The 15,172-nt window shown below is 31.2% G+C and carries 14 protein-coding genes; 4 read left to right on the forward strand and 10 right to left on the reverse strand.

Going from position 1 to position 15,172, the window contains the following annotated elements; all coding sequences use genetic code 11:
• Window positions 1-42 precede the first annotated feature (42 nt).
• The 5 genes from accB to pdxA form a co-directional block, all read right to left on the reverse strand.
• Complete coding sequence (accB, locus tag DFQ10_RS00265; RefSeq protein WP_115815435.1) at window positions 43-525, reverse strand: acetyl-CoA carboxylase biotin carboxyl carrier protein; 483 nt, start codon at window positions 523-525, stop codon at window positions 43-45.
• Window positions 526-557: 32 nt separating this feature from the next.
• The gene (locus DFQ10_RS00270; RefSeq protein WP_115815436.1) at window positions 558-1,553 is read right to left on the reverse strand and encodes a beta-ketoacyl-ACP synthase III; all 996 of its coding nucleotides are present in this window, start codon (window positions 1,551-1,553) and stop codon (window positions 558-560) included.
• Between the two features lie 177 nt (window positions 1,554-1,730).
• Window positions 1,731-1,934 (reverse strand): 50S ribosomal protein L32, encoded by a 204-nt coding sequence (gene rpmF, locus DFQ10_RS00275; RefSeq protein WP_115815437.1) that lies wholly within the window; start codon window positions 1,932-1,934, stop codon window positions 1,731-1,733.
• A gap of 8 nt (window positions 1,935-1,942) precedes the next feature.
• Window positions 1,943-2,482, reverse strand: a complete 540-nt coding sequence (locus tag DFQ10_RS00280) for a YceD family protein (RefSeq protein WP_115815438.1) — start codon at window positions 2,480-2,482, stop codon at window positions 1,943-1,945.
• 79 nt (window positions 2,483-2,561) lie between these two features.
• On the reverse strand, window positions 2,562-3,602 hold the full coding sequence (gene pdxA / locus DFQ10_RS00285) for a 4-hydroxythreonine-4-phosphate dehydrogenase PdxA (protein ID WP_115815439.1): 1,041 nt from the start codon (window positions 3,600-3,602) through the stop codon (window positions 2,562-2,564).
• Between the two features lie 250 nt (window positions 3,603-3,852).
• Here pdxA and DFQ10_RS00290 point away from each other — a divergent pair, with 250 nt between their 5' ends.
• Entirely contained in the window at window positions 3,853-4,443 is a 591-nt protein-coding gene (locus tag DFQ10_RS00290; protein ID WP_115815440.1) for a riboflavin synthase, read from the forward strand.
• Here the strand turns inward: DFQ10_RS00290 and DFQ10_RS00295 are convergent.
• The 4 genes from DFQ10_RS00295 to DFQ10_RS00310 all read right to left on the reverse strand — a co-directional run bounded on the left by DFQ10_RS00295 (window position 4,440) and on the right by DFQ10_RS00310 (window position 8,864).
• Complete coding sequence (locus DFQ10_RS00295; RefSeq protein WP_181897546.1) at window positions 4,440-4,643, reverse strand: PID-CTERM protein-sorting domain-containing protein; 204 nt, start codon at window positions 4,641-4,643, stop codon at window positions 4,440-4,442. The two genes, DFQ10_RS00290 and DFQ10_RS00295, sit on opposite strands and share 4 nt — an antisense overlap.
• Before the next feature lie 256 nt (window positions 4,644-4,899).
• Window positions 4,900-7,317, reverse strand: coding sequence for a TonB-dependent receptor (locus DFQ10_RS00300; RefSeq protein ID WP_181897547.1), 2,418 nt, complete (start codon window positions 7,315-7,317; stop codon window positions 4,900-4,902).
• Window positions 7,318-7,384: 67 nt separating this feature from the next.
• Window positions 7,385-8,290 carry a FecR family protein gene (locus tag DFQ10_RS00305; RefSeq protein WP_115815442.1) on the reverse strand — a complete coding sequence of 302 codons (906 nt, stop codon included), beginning with the start codon at window positions 8,288-8,290 and terminating at the stop codon, window positions 7,385-7,387.
• Window positions 8,291-8,345: 55 nt separating this feature from the next.
• Window positions 8,346-8,864, reverse strand: coding sequence for an RNA polymerase sigma factor (locus DFQ10_RS00310; RefSeq protein ID WP_115815443.1), 519 nt, complete (start codon window positions 8,862-8,864; stop codon window positions 8,346-8,348).
• Window positions 8,865-9,102: 238 nt separating this feature from the next.
• Between DFQ10_RS00310 and DFQ10_RS18470 the strand changes: the two genes are divergently transcribed.
• On the forward strand, window positions 9,103-10,218 hold the full coding sequence (locus DFQ10_RS18470; protein ID WP_181897548.1) for a hypothetical protein: 1,116 nt from the start codon (window positions 9,103-9,105) through the stop codon (window positions 10,216-10,218).
• 92 nt (window positions 10,219-10,310) lie between these two features.
• Here the strand turns inward: DFQ10_RS18470 and DFQ10_RS00320 are convergent, their stop codons facing one another.
• The gene (locus DFQ10_RS00320; protein ID WP_115815444.1) at window positions 10,311-11,168 is read right to left on the reverse strand and encodes an EcsC family protein; all 858 of its coding nucleotides are present in this window, start codon (window positions 11,166-11,168) and stop codon (window positions 10,311-10,313) included.
• 132 nt (window positions 11,169-11,300) lie between these two features.
• On the opposite strand from DFQ10_RS00320, the gene DFQ10_RS00325 reads away from it, so the two are divergent.
• A complete protein-coding gene (locus DFQ10_RS00325) occupies window positions 11,301-11,756 on the forward strand; it encodes a patatin-like phospholipase family protein (protein ID WP_115815445.1) in 456 nt (151 codons plus the stop codon).
• A gap of 632 nt (window positions 11,757-12,388) precedes the next feature.
• Window positions 12,389-15,172: a helix-turn-helix and ligand-binding sensor domain-containing protein gene (locus DFQ10_RS00330; RefSeq protein ID WP_245940563.1), complete on the forward strand. Its 2,784-nt coding sequence runs from the start codon at window positions 12,389-12,391 to the stop codon at window positions 15,170-15,172.

The following is a 15,172-nucleotide window of genomic DNA, read 5'->3' on the forward strand; positions in this document are numbered from 1 at the left end:
TTCCAACGTATTGGGATTTATGTTTTGGAATTTTAAATTTGGTTATGATGGATCAACTAAAAATAATGGCTGATCAAACTCTACTGGTGACGAATCATCCACAAGTACTTTTACAATTTTACCAGAAACTTCTGATTCAATTTCATTGAATAACTTCATCGCTTCAATTACACAAAGTACATCACCTTCTTTAATATCTGTACCTACTTCTACAAAGACAGGTTTGTCTGGTGACGGTTTACGATAAAATGTACCAATTATTGGTGACTTTATAGTAATATATTTTGAGTCCTCAACTGCAGCTGCAGATGCTGCTGCATCTTCTGTAGTTACTGCCACAGCTGGCTGTGCAGGCATTTGCTGTTGCATAACAGGTGCTGCTTGCATTGGCATATGTTGAACAATTGTAGTATCTTCTGAACCTGTTCTAATGGTAATTTTAATGTCGTCCATTTCTAACTTAACCTCACTTGCGCCAGATTTAGCTACAAACTTTATTAAGTTCTGAATTTCTTTTAAATCCATAATGTTTAGATATTTATTAGTTAGTTTTTTTGTTAGGAATTATAAGCCCATTTAAAATAAATTGAGCCCCAAGTAAATCCGCCACCAAAGGCAGCAAAAATAATTTTATCACCTTTTTTAAGTTGTGATTCATAATCAAATAATAACAATGGTAAGGTAGCGGAAGTTGTATTTCCATACCTTTGAATATTCATCATTACTTTTTTATCTTCTAAATTTATTCTGTTAGCTGTAGCATCAATAATGCGTTTATTAGCTTGGTGTGCCGCTAACCACGAAATATCATCGTTTGTAAGATGGTTTCTTGTCATTATTTTTTCTGCAACATCTGCCATATTAAAAACTGCATTTTTGAATACGGTTTTTCCATCTTGAAAAATGTAGTGTTTACCTTCTTTAAACGTATCTTCATTTATAGGATATGAAGAACCTCCATAAGTAGCTTGTAAAAACTCTCTTCCTTCTCCGTTACTTCTTAATAACTCATCTTGAAGACCTAAACCTTCATTATTAGGTTCAAATAAAACGGCACCTGCTCCATCTCCAAAAATGATGCATGTTGCTCTATCTTTATAATTTATAAATGATGAATTTTTATCAGCCCCTATTAAAAGAATTTTTTTATAACGGCCAGCTTCTATATATGCTGCTGCTGTTGACATTCCGAAAAGAAAACTAGAACATGCGGCTTCCAAATCGTATGAAAATGCATTAACAGCACCTATTTGTGTAGCCGTGTAAGCTGCAGTTGAAGCCGCTTTCATATCTGGTGAAGCAGTACAAACAATTACTAAATCTATTTCCTTAGGGTCTAAACCTTTTTTCTGTATTAAATCTTCTGCAGCTTTTATGGCTAAAAACGATGTTCCTTTTCCATCTTCCTTTAGAATTCTGCGTTCTTTAATACCTGTTCTTGTGGTAATCCATTCGTCGTTAGTTTCTACCATCGTTTCTAGTTCTTTGTTTGTTAAAACAAAGTCTGGAACATAGCCTCCGACAGCTGTAATTGCTGCTGTGATTTTACTCATTATTAGGATTTAGATAATTAAAAGTATGTAAAATTGACAAAAAACAGTGCATTTTAATCAGTTTTTATGGTTTTCGGGCAATTATTTACGCAAAGTAAATGGTTTTTGCGCTATCCAAAAAATAATAACAAAAAAAACGCTCACAAAGGAGCGTTTTCTTGTATGCATGCATAATACTTATGCTGCGTTTTCTTCTTCAACAGAGTTGTCAATTAATACTTGACCTCTGTAATATAATTTACCTTCGTGCCAATGTGCTCTATGGTATAAGTGTGGCTCACCAGTTGTTGGGCAAGTTGCTATTTGAGGTACAGAAGCTTTATAATGAGTTCTTCTTTTATCTCTTCTTGTTTTCGATATTTTACGCTTTGGATGTGCCATTTTAAATGTTATTTATCCGTTAATAGTTTTTTTAAATTATTCCAACGAGGATCAATATCCTCAGATGATTTTGTTTTTATGTCCTCACTTGGACTTAATTCTTCTAATTTTGAAAGTATATCCGACTGTAATGAACCGTCTTCAATACCAGGATGAACGCGCTTAATAGGAACTGCTAAAATAATTAGTTCATATATATATTGTGCGACATTAATTTCATACTCACCATGTGGTATAATTAATATGTCTTCATTCTCATCATTGTACTCGTTCCCAAACTTTACAACAAGCTTAAACTCGTCATTAATTGCCTGATCATAGGGTTCATTGGTGATATCACAATTTACATTTACTACACCTTCAGCACAAAAAAGCAACTCTAAAAGTGTCGATTTTTTATCTAATTTAAGGTCTATTTTAACGTCAACTGCATTGAATTCATCGTATTCAAAATGTTGAAAGAACGTATTATCAATTTGATAATCAAAATGATGCTCTCCTACTTTTAATCCAACAAAAGGGATTGTATAAGATTTTAATGCCTTCATTATCACATTCAATTTGAGCGTGCAAATATATAAAATTTTCCTTATTTACAGCTTAGATATCAACAAATTTTGTTTATAACTATCGTGATGTCTTTTTTAAGGGGTTTTTACTGTAGTGATTATACTCTTCCCTTTGTTTAAAAATCTGAATTGCAGTATAGATGGCTTGCTTCATTGAGCTTTCGTCAGCTATTCCTTTTCCCGCGATTTCATAAGCTGTTCCATGATCGGGTGAGGTTCTCACTTTTTCCAATCCTGCAGTATAATTAACACCTTGACCAAAAGCGATTGTTTTAAACGGAATTAAGCCTTGATCGTGATATGACGCAATAATTGCATCAAAATTTTTGTAGGTATTAGATCCAAAAAAGCTATCGGCAGAATATGGACCGTAAACTAAACTTCCATCAGATTTTATTTTTTCTAAGGCAGGTTTTAAGACGGTATCATCTTCATTGCCAATCACACCATTATCACCAGCATGCGGATTAATAGCTAAAATTGCTACTTTCGGTTTTCTTATCCCAAAATCTTGCTTTAAGGATTTCATAACTGTTGCTATTTTTTCCTTTATAAGACTTTCTGTTATAGTACTACTAGCGTCCTTAAGTGGTACATGATCTGTTAAAAGTCCTACGCGTAATGCATCAGAAACCATAAACATTAAACTTTTACCGTTTAAGGCTTTAGCTAAATAATCGGTATGACCAGGGAAATTAAAAGTATCTGATTGGATGTTCTGTTTATTAATTGGTGCTGTAACCAATACATCTATAGAACCTTCTTTTAATGCATTTGTTGCTGCAACCAAAGATTTAATGGCATACTCACCTATCGTTTTATCGTTCTTCCCGAAATCTATATTTACAGCTTCGTTCCAAACATTGACCACGTTAACTTTTCCGATTGCAATTTTATCTAGTGTATCTATATTAAAAAAATTGATTTTGCTCTTAAAATGATTTTTAAAAAACTGCATCGTTTTACCAGATGCAAAAATCACAGGAGTACTTAACTCTAAAGATCTCGGATCTTCATAAGCCTTAATTATAATTTCTGGTCCAATTCCATTAAGATCTCCTACTGATATACCTACAATGACCGATTCTTTTTGCTTCATAAATATGTTATGTTAATTGATATGAAAAATGACTAAACAACTTTGCATTTAATCTAAATTTCTATACATCAAACAAAGTTATAATTCATAAATTGGGTTTAACTTTGTAATTACAAATTTAACCCAAATTAAGTCTTATAAAATTAATTACGATTTGAAACTACTTTAAAATATATTATTTTATTGCATTTTTAAAACCGAATCACAAAGTTACATTGCTAATTTGAGTTAACTAATAAAAGTACAATTTATGTTTACAGGTATTATTGAAGATTTAGGAACAATTAATAAATTAGTAAAAGATGGAGGTAATCTACAGATTACAATGCAAACCCATATAACAAGTGAATTAAAAATAGATCAAAGTATTGCTCATAATGGTGTATGTTTAACTGTTGTTAATATTGAAGGTGATACCTACACTGTAACAGCCATCCAAGAAACCTTAGATAAAACAAATCTTGGTTCGTTAAAAGAACATCAGCTAATTAATATTGAACGCGCTATGAAATTAGGTGACAGATTAGATGGTCATATAGTTCAGGGACATGTAGACCAAACGGCAAAATGTATAGCAATTACTGAAGAAGATGGAAGTTGGGTTTTTACTTTTGAATATGACAAAAACCTCAACAATATAACAATTGAAAAAGGCTCAATAACTGTAAATGGAGTTAGTTTAACCGTTGTAAACTCACAATTAAATCAGTTTTCGGTAGCAATAATACCTTATACATATAACCATACTACTTTTAAAAACTTAAAAACTGGAGATATGGTAAATTTAGAATTTGATGTTATTGGTAAATATGTAAAACGATTAAACGATCTTAGAAACTAAGCAACTCGTTTAATAGATAATTTATACATTTTATAAATTCCGTAGACTAATGCTACAACGAATAATGCAATAATTCCACCGTCAATAGGAAGACCTGGTGGTGGTGGTGGCAATGGAGGTGGAGGTGTACCATTCTGTGCCATAGATACGAAACCTACTAAAAAAACTAAAATTGAGGCTAATATATACTTGTTCTGCATTCTGCTAAATAAGGTGTAAAAGTATAAAAAAAACTGAGCTGACAAAATTTATTCGGCTAAAAACATCCTTAAACGGTAAATTTTCTCGACGAACAGTTAAAAAAGCACTTAAGTTAGGGAAGTTAGCTACATTTTTAACTCATTTCAGCGACAAATATAGTATTAATTTTTAATTATTATTAATAGGATTGAATCTAATCCTAGATTTAACCTAAACTTTACATCTAATAATTATAGTTAAACTATAAATCTACTTCTAAAAATAAATACGTAAAACAGCATTAGTCGTAATCCCTAACGAATATCTGGAAAACTTTATTGCATTATCCTCTGCATCAATCCTATAATAGTTGTTGATTGGATTTTTAACATCAGAAATATTCCAAGCAGACATACCAACTTCTGAACGGAACACCTTATTTATCTTAAATTTATAAAGCACTGAAGCATCAATTCTTAAATAATCTTGTAATCGTTCGTTATTTGCCTTATCAAAATTGATATTATTACCTGTAACTTCATTTTCTACTAATGGTATCGATGTTGGTTTCCCTAGCCTATAATTTAATCCGGCAGAAATATTCCACGACTCATTACTATAGGTAGTACCCAATGTAAAGGCATGCGTAATATCAAAATTACTAGGGAATTTAATTTCTTCAAGCGTTTTAAAGGTATAATCGTTTTTTATATATGAATAACTCAACCACGTATTTAGATGATTGAAATTCTTTCGGACTAAAAATTCGGCTCCTAAAACATCATAGCTTCCTTTTTCTTTTTCAAATTCATACTTGGTGGTAAATCCCTGGCTTTGGGTGGTGATACCATCAACTTTTTTGTAATACACTTTCGCATCTATTAACCAACCTTTATTTTTATAAAGCAATCCTAATGAGGCTTGTTTGCTCTTAATAATAGGTATGCTATCATTATCTGTGAGTTGCCATCGACGTTTTTCTACTCCTAAAAAATCATTTTGGAAATTGATAATTTGGGAGGTGTTTTGATGTTTAAACTCACCTAAAGCTTCTAATTCAACATGATTTCCTAAAGCTTTTCGAATACTTAAACGCGGTTCTACAATCAATTCATCAAACTTTTCTAGATAATTCGCCCTTACTCCTAACTTAACGCTAAGATCTTTAGTGTCATTTTCAAACTGTGCCTGAGCAAAGACAGCTTGTTCTCGTAAAACTTCAGAATCACGTCGTACAAACCTTGGCACATCAATATCATTTAAGTTTGTAATTTCAGATTCAATAAAATTATAGCCCAAATTAAATTGCCATAAGTTTTGAGTATAAAACCCTTCTAATTTTGCCGATGTTTCAGACACTAAATTTTCTTGCAAAAAACGTTGTTCTGCCATAACGTTAGCATTTACTGCTTGTAATATATAATCTGTATTATAAACATTGAGCACAGTACTTAATTTATCATTCCATTGCCGACGATAATTTAAACCTACCGAAATACTATTTTGAGAAATGCTACTTTCTCGTGTTTCTTCTACTCCATTAAAAAGCGCAGATTCATCAAAGGTTAAATCGTTATGAACTAGCATAAAATTTAATCGTAAAAAATCCTTATCCGATGGCTTATAAAGCCACCTTAAAGACGCATCATAAAAATCGAAGGCTTGATTTGAGTTACTAACATTAGAGGTGTTTTCTGCGACCTCTGTATCTTGTGTCACACGTTCAAAATACGTTTTATAAGTTGGTGTTCTTACCAATTCATCAATAGATTTACGTCCTGCAATTTGAACTGAAGACTTTTCACCAATTGGTGCATTTAAAAATAAATCGGCATTAAGAAGATTAATTCCAAAGGAACCTTTAAAATTGGATTCGATGGTTTTACTAGAATGCATATCAATAGTTCCTGAAACACCATCGGTATAAGACGCATCTGTACCGTTATTAATTACGGTTGCCGTTTGTGTGATTTGTGGATTGAAACTTGAAATAAGTCCGAAAAAATGACTGGATTGATACATTTTTATGCCATCCCAAAGCATTAGATTTTGGTCGTGAGACCCTCCTCTTATATTAATATTGGAAACGGTTTCGTCAACGCTTAATACTCCAGGCAATGCCTGAACCGTATGTAACACATCAGACTCTATAAGTCCTGGAAGCAAGGTAAACTTGCTATAATCAATAGCGATACTTCCATCTTGTTGTTTGTCTATACCTTTAACAATATAGCCGTTGAGCACTACAGAACTAAACACTTCAGCTTCTTCAATTAAAGTAATAGCGTCACAACTATTTAATTTAAAAAATTGGGCTTGACGCTCTATGGTTTTAAAACCTATAAATCGGATGGTAAGAAGCGTCTCTAATGATGGTACTTCTATTTCAAAATAGCCATCATCATTAGCTACAGTGTAATTGTGTTTTGTATGAATAGTTGCTCCACAAAGCGGATTTTCCATGTTGTCTCGCAAATAACCACAAATTGTAATGGGTTTAGTGATACTAAAGACCACGTCGCTAATTTTGGTAAAAATTAAATTGGTCTGTTGTTCTATGGTTTCAATTTTTGTATTTAGACTTAGATCGTCAGCTAAAGGAATGACATAGATCTCTTTTAGAAGGTCACTTTTATAATTGAAATTAACATTATGACTTTTAGAAATCTCATTAAGCACTTGTATGATAGACATTTTTCCATCATTAGCTTGTGCTTTTACTGAAAAGCAAATTAATACACTTATTAAAAAAGTTATATACTTAATCTTTAGCATTGTGTATGACGACCTCTTTATTATTTATAATTTCATAGGTCAAACCAAGCGGCTGTGTAATTGCTTTTAAAGCATTATTAAGGTTATCGTGCTCAAATGCGCCTGTAAATCTCAACGTATTTGCAGTAATGGAATCGGTAATTGTGATATTATATTGACTTTCGAGTTCTAAAAGCACTGCTTGTACAGACGCATCTTTAAATACACTCATATTTTTAAGCCAATACGGTTCTGCTATAGCAATATTAGATTTTTTAGCAGTTCCTGATTTTAAAATAAACTCTGAACCGGCTGGTACTTTTGTAACCGCATCGTTATAACTGACTTGCACCAAGCCTTCATAACAGGTAACTTTAAAAATGCTATCCTTTGTAAACACATTAAACTCGGTTCCTAAAACGGTTACTTTTCCAAATTCAGTATTGACATCGAATTGCTTTCCTTTTTCGACATCAAAAAAAGCTTCTCCTTTTAAATTTAAGGTTCTTTCGTTTTCCCAATTTGAAGGACTATATGTAAGCTGAGACAACTCATTAAGTTCTACTCTAGAATTATCAGGAAGTGTAATGGTTTCTTTTTGTGCTAAATCGGTTGCAATTGTATTGGTATTATCTCTATTTAAAAACAAAAATAAGGTTAAACCAATAACAAAAACAGCTGCAAATCGTGATGCTATATTCATCCAATTAATTGACGAAGCCTTTTTATTTTGCAACTGGCTTTCTAAAGCTTCAAATGCAGGCACTTTTGCATTATGATGACCACTAAACCGCTTTGCTTCTTCTGCTATTTCATTATACAGCTTCGCATCCTCTAAAGCATTAAAAGCTTCCGCCTCTGCTTCAGATAAGTTGTTGTCCAACCATTTTTTTAGTAAATATTCTTTGTCCATAACTTGATGCTATACTTATAAAACAACTCAACTTTCAATTGTCCCAAAATTATTTTCAATTCAGTTCTTCTAATTGATCTTTCAACTTATTTAAGGCAGCATAAATTCTGTGTTCAGCTACTTTTTTGGTAATATTTAATAACTCTGCAATTTCTTTATGGGTTTTCCCATCGACCTTACTTAGAAGAAAAGCCACACGTTCTTCTTCTTTTAATGTTGACAAAGCTGTTTCGTAACGCTTTAAAAATTCCTTTTTACGCAGCATAAATTCTGGCGTCTCATTAGTGTAATCCTTAGGCTTTACTTCTTGGTGCTTAAAAACAACCTTTTGGTGCTTCACCTCGTTAAGCATCATATTATTTGCAACCGTATATAAATAAGATTTTGCAGCTTCAGGTGCCACTTTAGCACAATTTTCCCATAATTTAATAAAGGCATCTTGCACTTTATCTGAAGGGTTTAATAAATCACCATACTTATAGTATAGAATAGTGCTCATGCTTTGCGCATACTTTTCGTAAAGTTTAGAAAAGCGTAGTTTATCACAGATATCTTTGTGGAGCGACTTAGACAATTAAAAGTGTTTTTTTGAAATTTGAATTCTCAAAAGTATACTTTTTTTTAAAGACCACGCAACACAGGAATACATCGAATCAACTAAAATCAATGATTTAAAACCCAAAACAACTCAAATTATAATTAAATAAAAAAAAACAATATATTTTTCGGGACATTTAATTCATCAGTTGTTCTAAGTATAAAGACGGTAATTAATATGCCTTATTAATTGAAAAACTAAAAACAAATTATTTATGAAAACTATGAAACCTTTCCTTTTTGCCTTAGTTGGTTTATTCTTAACTATGACATCTTGTAGAACTGAAGATGATGTAAGTATTGACCCTCCAGCAGAATCTACTTTACAAGCTAATTCAGCTTTGACAAATCAGATTCAAAGAGTCGCCATGAACGATGGTTCTGTAGACAACATTGTTTACAATGCCAATTGTTTTACCATTCAACTGCCAATAACAGCAACCATAAATGGAGTAGAATTAACAATTACTAACATTGATGATTATGATGATCTTGAGGATATTCTAGATGAATTTGATGATGATGATGATGATACTATTGTTATCGATTTTCCTATCACCATTATTTTTGCAGATTACTCCGAAGTTCAAATTAACAGCTTAGATCAACTAGAAGATTATGCTGATGATTGTAATGATGAAAATGAATTTGACGATGATATTGAATGTTTAGATTTTGTATATCCAATTACAGCTTCCGTTTTTAATACTAATAACGAAGTTATTGAAACAATCACATTTACCAACGATTATGATCTTTATGAATTTATAGACGATATAGATGAAGATGATTTAATTGGGTTTGAATTTCCTATAAGTATTGTAATTGCTAATGGTAACGAAATTATAATTAATAATTTTAATGAGCTTGATGATGCCATTGATGAATATGATGACGATTGTGATGAAGACGATGATTACGACTATGATGATGACGATTGTACAAACTGTACACCAAGCCAATTAGAATCTATCTTAATAGGTTGTTCAGACTGGCATATAGACGAATTAGAACGCAATGACAATGATTTAGAAGACAACTATACAGGTTACCTTTTTAACTTCTTTGCAGATAATACAGTTACAGTGTCTTGGACTGGAAACACTGCCAATGGAACATGGACAACTAGCGAAACAGAAAACAATATCATAGTAACCTTTGATATTCCAGGATTTGACGATATCAATGATACGTGGATTTTACATGAAATTGATAACGACGACGACAATGACGATGATGATGATGATGATGATGATGATAACGAAACCGAAGTAAGTTTTGAAATAGGAGAAGACGACGAACTAGAATTTAAAAACAACAATTGTAACTAAATAGTTGACCAAAATAGTAATGGTCTAAATTTAATTTATTAATAGCAGAACCAACCATGAAGCAATTTGTGGTTGGTTTTTTTATTGTAGATCTACTTTTCTTTAATATCTGTGTTTATAGTCTCATAGACAGATTTAACCTCAGCTTCTCCATACTTTCGCTCTAAGCGTCTAATGGTAAAATGTGCCGTTGCCATCTTTTGAAAATGATCTACAAATACATAATTTAAACCACCTCCACCAATTGCTCCTACAATAGGTACGGCTTGTGCTAAAAATTTCTCGCTAATAAGAAGACTTAATCTCGTAGCAATTTTAGACAAGAAGTTACCAATAGCGTTAGAACCCAAAGCACTTGCTCCTTTAACTAAGCTATCTAAACTCATTTTTATACTTGCTGCCGAAACGTTACTTAAAGCTGAATTTAATGCCATACGTGTCGTGTAATAACTAGCTTCCATACCGTCATCATCTAGAGAATCTCCACCAAGAGCAAAAACTTGCAGACAAGCCATTTGCCCTTCTAAAGTATAAATATCTTCACCTTCACTGCGTGCAATATCCATAATAGTACGCATTAAAAACTTCGTTGTAAGCGTTACTTCTGAAGCAAAAATAGCAGTACCAAAACCTGTAGAAGACCCGAAAAAACCACTCAATACACCTGTACCTGTTACAATACTTTTATAGATGTTTTTTGAAGGTTTTTTAAATGTTTTGTTCTTTTGAATGGTTAATAAATTCGATTTTACTATTTTTAATAACACAGACTGAGTTATACTTTGCACCTTCAGTAATACTTTTTCAGGCACATGTTTAACACCCGTTTCTACTGTATTTCCTATTTTATTGACATTACGTATGGCCCAACCTAAATTTTGCATATTAGATTTTGCATCCTTTAAGGCTTCTTTATCTTCTGGTGTTATGGAACTTACTATTATATTCAAGTGCTAGTCTTTATTACAGTTTGTCGATAAAATATTATAATTGTTACAATATCATTCTGATTCGAATAAAATTAATTGTGTATTAATTATGTTTTTAATATTCAAAATGAAATAAAAAAAGCGCTCTTTATTATGGCAGCTAATATTATTGATGAAAGCTCAAGAAGATTTAGTAATGGGCAACTCGTAAAACCAATTGCAGTCTCAGCTTCTTTTTCTGGTGTTTTTACTCTTACTGAAATCAATGGGAAATTCTATGTGGATGGAGGCACATTAAATAATTTTCCTGTAGAACCTCTAAAGAACATATGCAATAAAATTATAGGTGTGTATGTAAATCCCCTAAAAGAGGTAAGTATAAAAGATTTAAAGCATTCTTACTCTATTGTAGAACGTGCTTATAAAATTAAAGTTGCAGCAGAGTCTATGAACAAATTTCCGGATTGTGATTTAGTTATAAATCCTCAGGAGTTAATAAATTTTGGCACTTTTGGAATGAATAATATTGATGCTCTTTTTAACTTGGGATACACATCTACAAAAAAAGCTCTTGAAGAATCCAAAGGTGTACTTAAAGATTTACTCTAAGTACAACCTATTTTTAGGTGAAATAAAATATTAAATATCCTTTGCCATAGTAGCAACATTGTATTTATCAAGACTATGAGAATAAAAAAGACTCTAGTTTACACTAAAGTCTTTTTTAATTTGTGGTCCCACTTGAATTATTATATAGTACATTAATGAAGAGTTATTTAGAGTAATACGGCGTTTCCAAGACACTATACTTGCAGCTAAATAGCAATATGGTGTATTATAGATGTATAAAGGTTTGAGCATCGATCAATATTTTCGTTATGCCAAAAAATTATGTGGTGACTCCTTTAGTTTACTATAATATATTTAAGCATATATGTGTATGTATGTTATGTGTTATTTTATATAAAAAGTGCATTAACATGAATAAATGTAAGCATTCAAGATCATATTTATTTGATGTATGCATTTATTCGGAGTCGCTTATGAGTTTTCTTTAAATTGGTATTAATACTGTCTTAAAAGGTTTTATGAGTATTTCTATTTTGGGATTCATATATTCAACTAGGTTAGATCTGATATGAAAAGATGGAAATATTTTTTAACCTTTAACATAAACACACAAAACCTTAATATATATTCTTATTTTTAAACCGTTTAATGCAATTGATTTACCATTTATATTGAAAAAAACACTACACATATTATTTCTTTTTTTTTTACTTACAAAAGTTTATGGGCAATACTCACCAAGTACTCACAACTATACTTTAGCAGAATATAAAGCTGGTAATCAAAATTGGGATATAACGAGATCTGAAGATGGCAAAATTTATGTCGCAAATAATAATGGGTTACTTGCCTATGATGCTTTAAATTGGAAATTCTATCAGTTACCAAATAAGACGACTGTTCGTTCTGTCTTTACAGATAATAATATCGTGTTCACTGGCTCTTATGAAGAGTTTGGGTATTGGGAAAAAGATGATTTTGGAGTTTTAAAATATGTCTCACTTAGTGATAAAGTTATAGATCAAATTTCAGCAAACGAAGAGATATGGCAAATCGTTAAGTTTAAAGATAAAATTATTTTTAGGTCATTTTTAAATATCTACATCTATGATTATAAAAACGTAATTCAGTTAAGTCCAAAATCGGCCATAATTTCTAGTAATGTTATTGACAACAAGCTTTACATCTGTACTCTAAATAAAGGTATTTTCTCCTTAGAAGATGAAAAGCTAAAACCATTCTTTTTTGATTCTCACCTATTAGACACCAAAATAGTTTCATTAACAAGTTACAATGATGGTTTGCTTTTACTAACCTCACTAAAAGGAAGCTATTATTTACATAACAATCAATTAAAACCAACCCGATTTAAAATTGATAAAGAGTTAAAGCAACATCAACTCAATAAATTTTCACAATTACCTAATGGAGAAATGGTTTTTGGTACCATTAAAAACGGTGTTTTTTTAACCGATGCTAAAGGCAATTTAAAATTTCATGTAAGTAAAGAAAATGGCTTAATTAATAATACGGTTTTAGGGCAATATATAGATACCTCAAATAATTTATGGTTAGGATTAGATAACGGTATATCTAAAATTGATTTAGATAGTCACCATTATTTCTTTAATGATCAATCTGGTAAACTAGGAGCCGTATACGATGTGGTAAAATATAGAGGGCAAATTTATATAGGCAGTAATACTGGTCTTTTCAAACTTAATAAAAATGATAAACTTCATTTTATAGAAGGCTCTCAAGGTCAGGTCTGGGATTTAATAATTATTGAAGATCAACTCTTTTGTGGTCATAATGAAGGAACTTTTGTGGTTGATGAAGATCAACTAACATGGATTTCGAGCTTTACTGGTGGATGGACGATTAAAAAAGTACCCGAACGCAAAAACACCTATATACAAGGAACGTATACTGGATTGGTAAAATTTGAAAAACAATTAGATAAATGGCACGTTAAGCATTTGGGCAAAACTACAATTCCCTCACGATTTCTGGCTTTTGAGGGTCCTAATATAGCTTGGGTAGCACATGCCTACAAAGGATTATATCGAGTAAAATTTGATGATAATTATGATACCATTTCTAGCGTTAAATCTTATGGCGACAAAGGAATTGGGTCTGACTTTAATCTGCGTGTTTATAACATAAAAAATAATATCAGTTTTAAAACAAATGATGGATGGCAAAAATACGAACCAATTATTGACTCAATTGTTCCTTATAATCTACTCAATGAAAAATTCGGAAAGGATAGTTATATCATTTCTGAAGAAGACACCAATCGTTTAGCATTAATCAATAATGACGGTCTAATTAGTTTTAAGGCTTTTAATAATATTACAGATAGTATCACCTTCGGAAATAGAAAAATTAAAAACCGATATGTTGTAGGTTACGAAAACATATCTAAAATCGAGGATTCTATATATGCACTTAACCTAGTAAATGGTTTTATGATGATTGATAATGGTTTTAAAAAGAATCTTGAATTATATAAACCTACAGTCGAATCCATTCTAATCAATAAAAAAGCTATTGCACTTAACTTTAAAGAAGAACCTTTATCTATAGAATATGGTGAAAGTTTAGAAATAGAAATAGTATCTCCGCGATCTACTAATCATTTTTTTGAATATAGGTTATTTGAAAATGACAATCATTGGAATGAGTTAGAAAATAATACAATAGAATTGACTAATTTAATTGAAGGCAATTATAAAATTGAATTTAGAGCAAAAAATGATTTTGGTAATATATCACCAATCCAAAGCTTAACATTTGAAATAAATCCACCTTGGTACAGAGGCACATTAGGTATTTTAATATATCTCTTAATTTTTGCCTTAGCTATATATACGTTTTTCTATGTTCAAAAAAGAAAACTTATTAGGGAACAAAGACTGATGAAGATTAAATATCAAAAGGAGCAGCAGAAACTACTTAGGGAAAAAACACTAGAAAATGAAAAACGAATTGTTCAATTAAAAAATGATGCACTACAAAGTGATATAAAATCTAAGAGTAAACAATTGGCAAATAACGCTATGGCTTTAGTTAAGAAGAATGAATCCCTTCAAGAAATTAAAAAAGAGTTAATGATTAACAAAGAAAGCTTTCAAAATTACTACGCCTATAAAAAGTTATTAAAAAAAGTTGATAATTCCATTGTGCTTAAAGATGAATGGGAAGTTTTTGAATATAACTTTAACCAGGTTCATGATGAGTTTTTTATAAAACTAAAAGATAAACATCCAAAGCTCACTTCTAAAGATTTAAAAATTTGTGCTTACATCAAAATGAATTTGTCTTCAAAAGAGATTGCTCCTTTGTTAAATATTTCTGTGAGAGGGGTAGAAACGCATAGATATCGATTAAATAAGAAGCTAAATTTAGATAATGACATTTCTATGGCGGATTATTTATTAAATATCAAATAA

The organism is Winogradskyella eximia, from assembly GCF_003386165.1.
In the GTDB taxonomy this organism is placed as follows: domain Bacteria; phylum Bacteroidota; class Bacteroidia; order Flavobacteriales; family Flavobacteriaceae; genus Winogradskyella; species Winogradskyella eximia.

What these genes read in the sequence shown, in the direction of transcription:
- accB (WP_115815435.1), bottom strand. Translation starts at nt 525, where the DNA reads ATGGATTTAAAAGAAATTCAGAACTTAATAAAGTTTGTAGCTAAATCT.
- DFQ10_RS00270 (WP_115815436.1), bottom strand. Translation starts at nt 1,553, where the DNA reads ATGAGTAAAATCACAGCAGCAATTACAGCTGTCGGAGGCTATGTTCCA.
- rpmF (WP_115815437.1), bottom strand. Translation starts at nt 1,934, where the DNA reads ATGGCACATCCAAAGCGTAAAATATCGAAAACAAGAAGAGATAAAAGA.
- DFQ10_RS00280 (WP_115815438.1), bottom strand. Translation starts at nt 2,482, where the DNA reads ATGAAGGCATTAAAATCTTATACAATCCCTTTTGTTGGATTAAAAGTA.
- pdxA (WP_115815439.1), bottom strand. Translation starts at nt 3,602, where the DNA reads ATGAAGCAAAAAGAATCGGTCATTGTAGGTATATCAGTAGGAGATCTT.
- DFQ10_RS00290 (WP_115815440.1), top strand. Translation starts at nt 3,853, where the DNA reads ATGTTTACAGGTATTATTGAAGATTTAGGAACAATTAATAAATTAGTA.
- DFQ10_RS00295 (WP_181897546.1), bottom strand. Translation starts at nt 4,643, where the DNA reads ATGCAGAACAAGTATATATTAGCCTCAATTTTAGTTTTTTTAGTAGGT.
- DFQ10_RS00300 (WP_181897547.1), bottom strand. Translation starts at nt 7,317, where the DNA reads ATGTCTATCATACAAGTGCTTAATGAGATTTCTAAAAGTCATAATGTT.
- DFQ10_RS00305 (WP_115815442.1), bottom strand. Translation starts at nt 8,290, where the DNA reads ATGGACAAAGAATATTTACTAAAAAAATGGTTGGACAACAACTTATCT.
- DFQ10_RS18470 (WP_181897548.1), top strand. Translation starts at nt 9,103, where the DNA reads ATGAAAACTATGAAACCTTTCCTTTTTGCCTTAGTTGGTTTATTCTTA.
- DFQ10_RS00325 (WP_115815445.1), top strand. Translation starts at nt 11,301, where the DNA reads ATGGCAGCTAATATTATTGATGAAAGCTCAAGAAGATTTAGTAATGGG.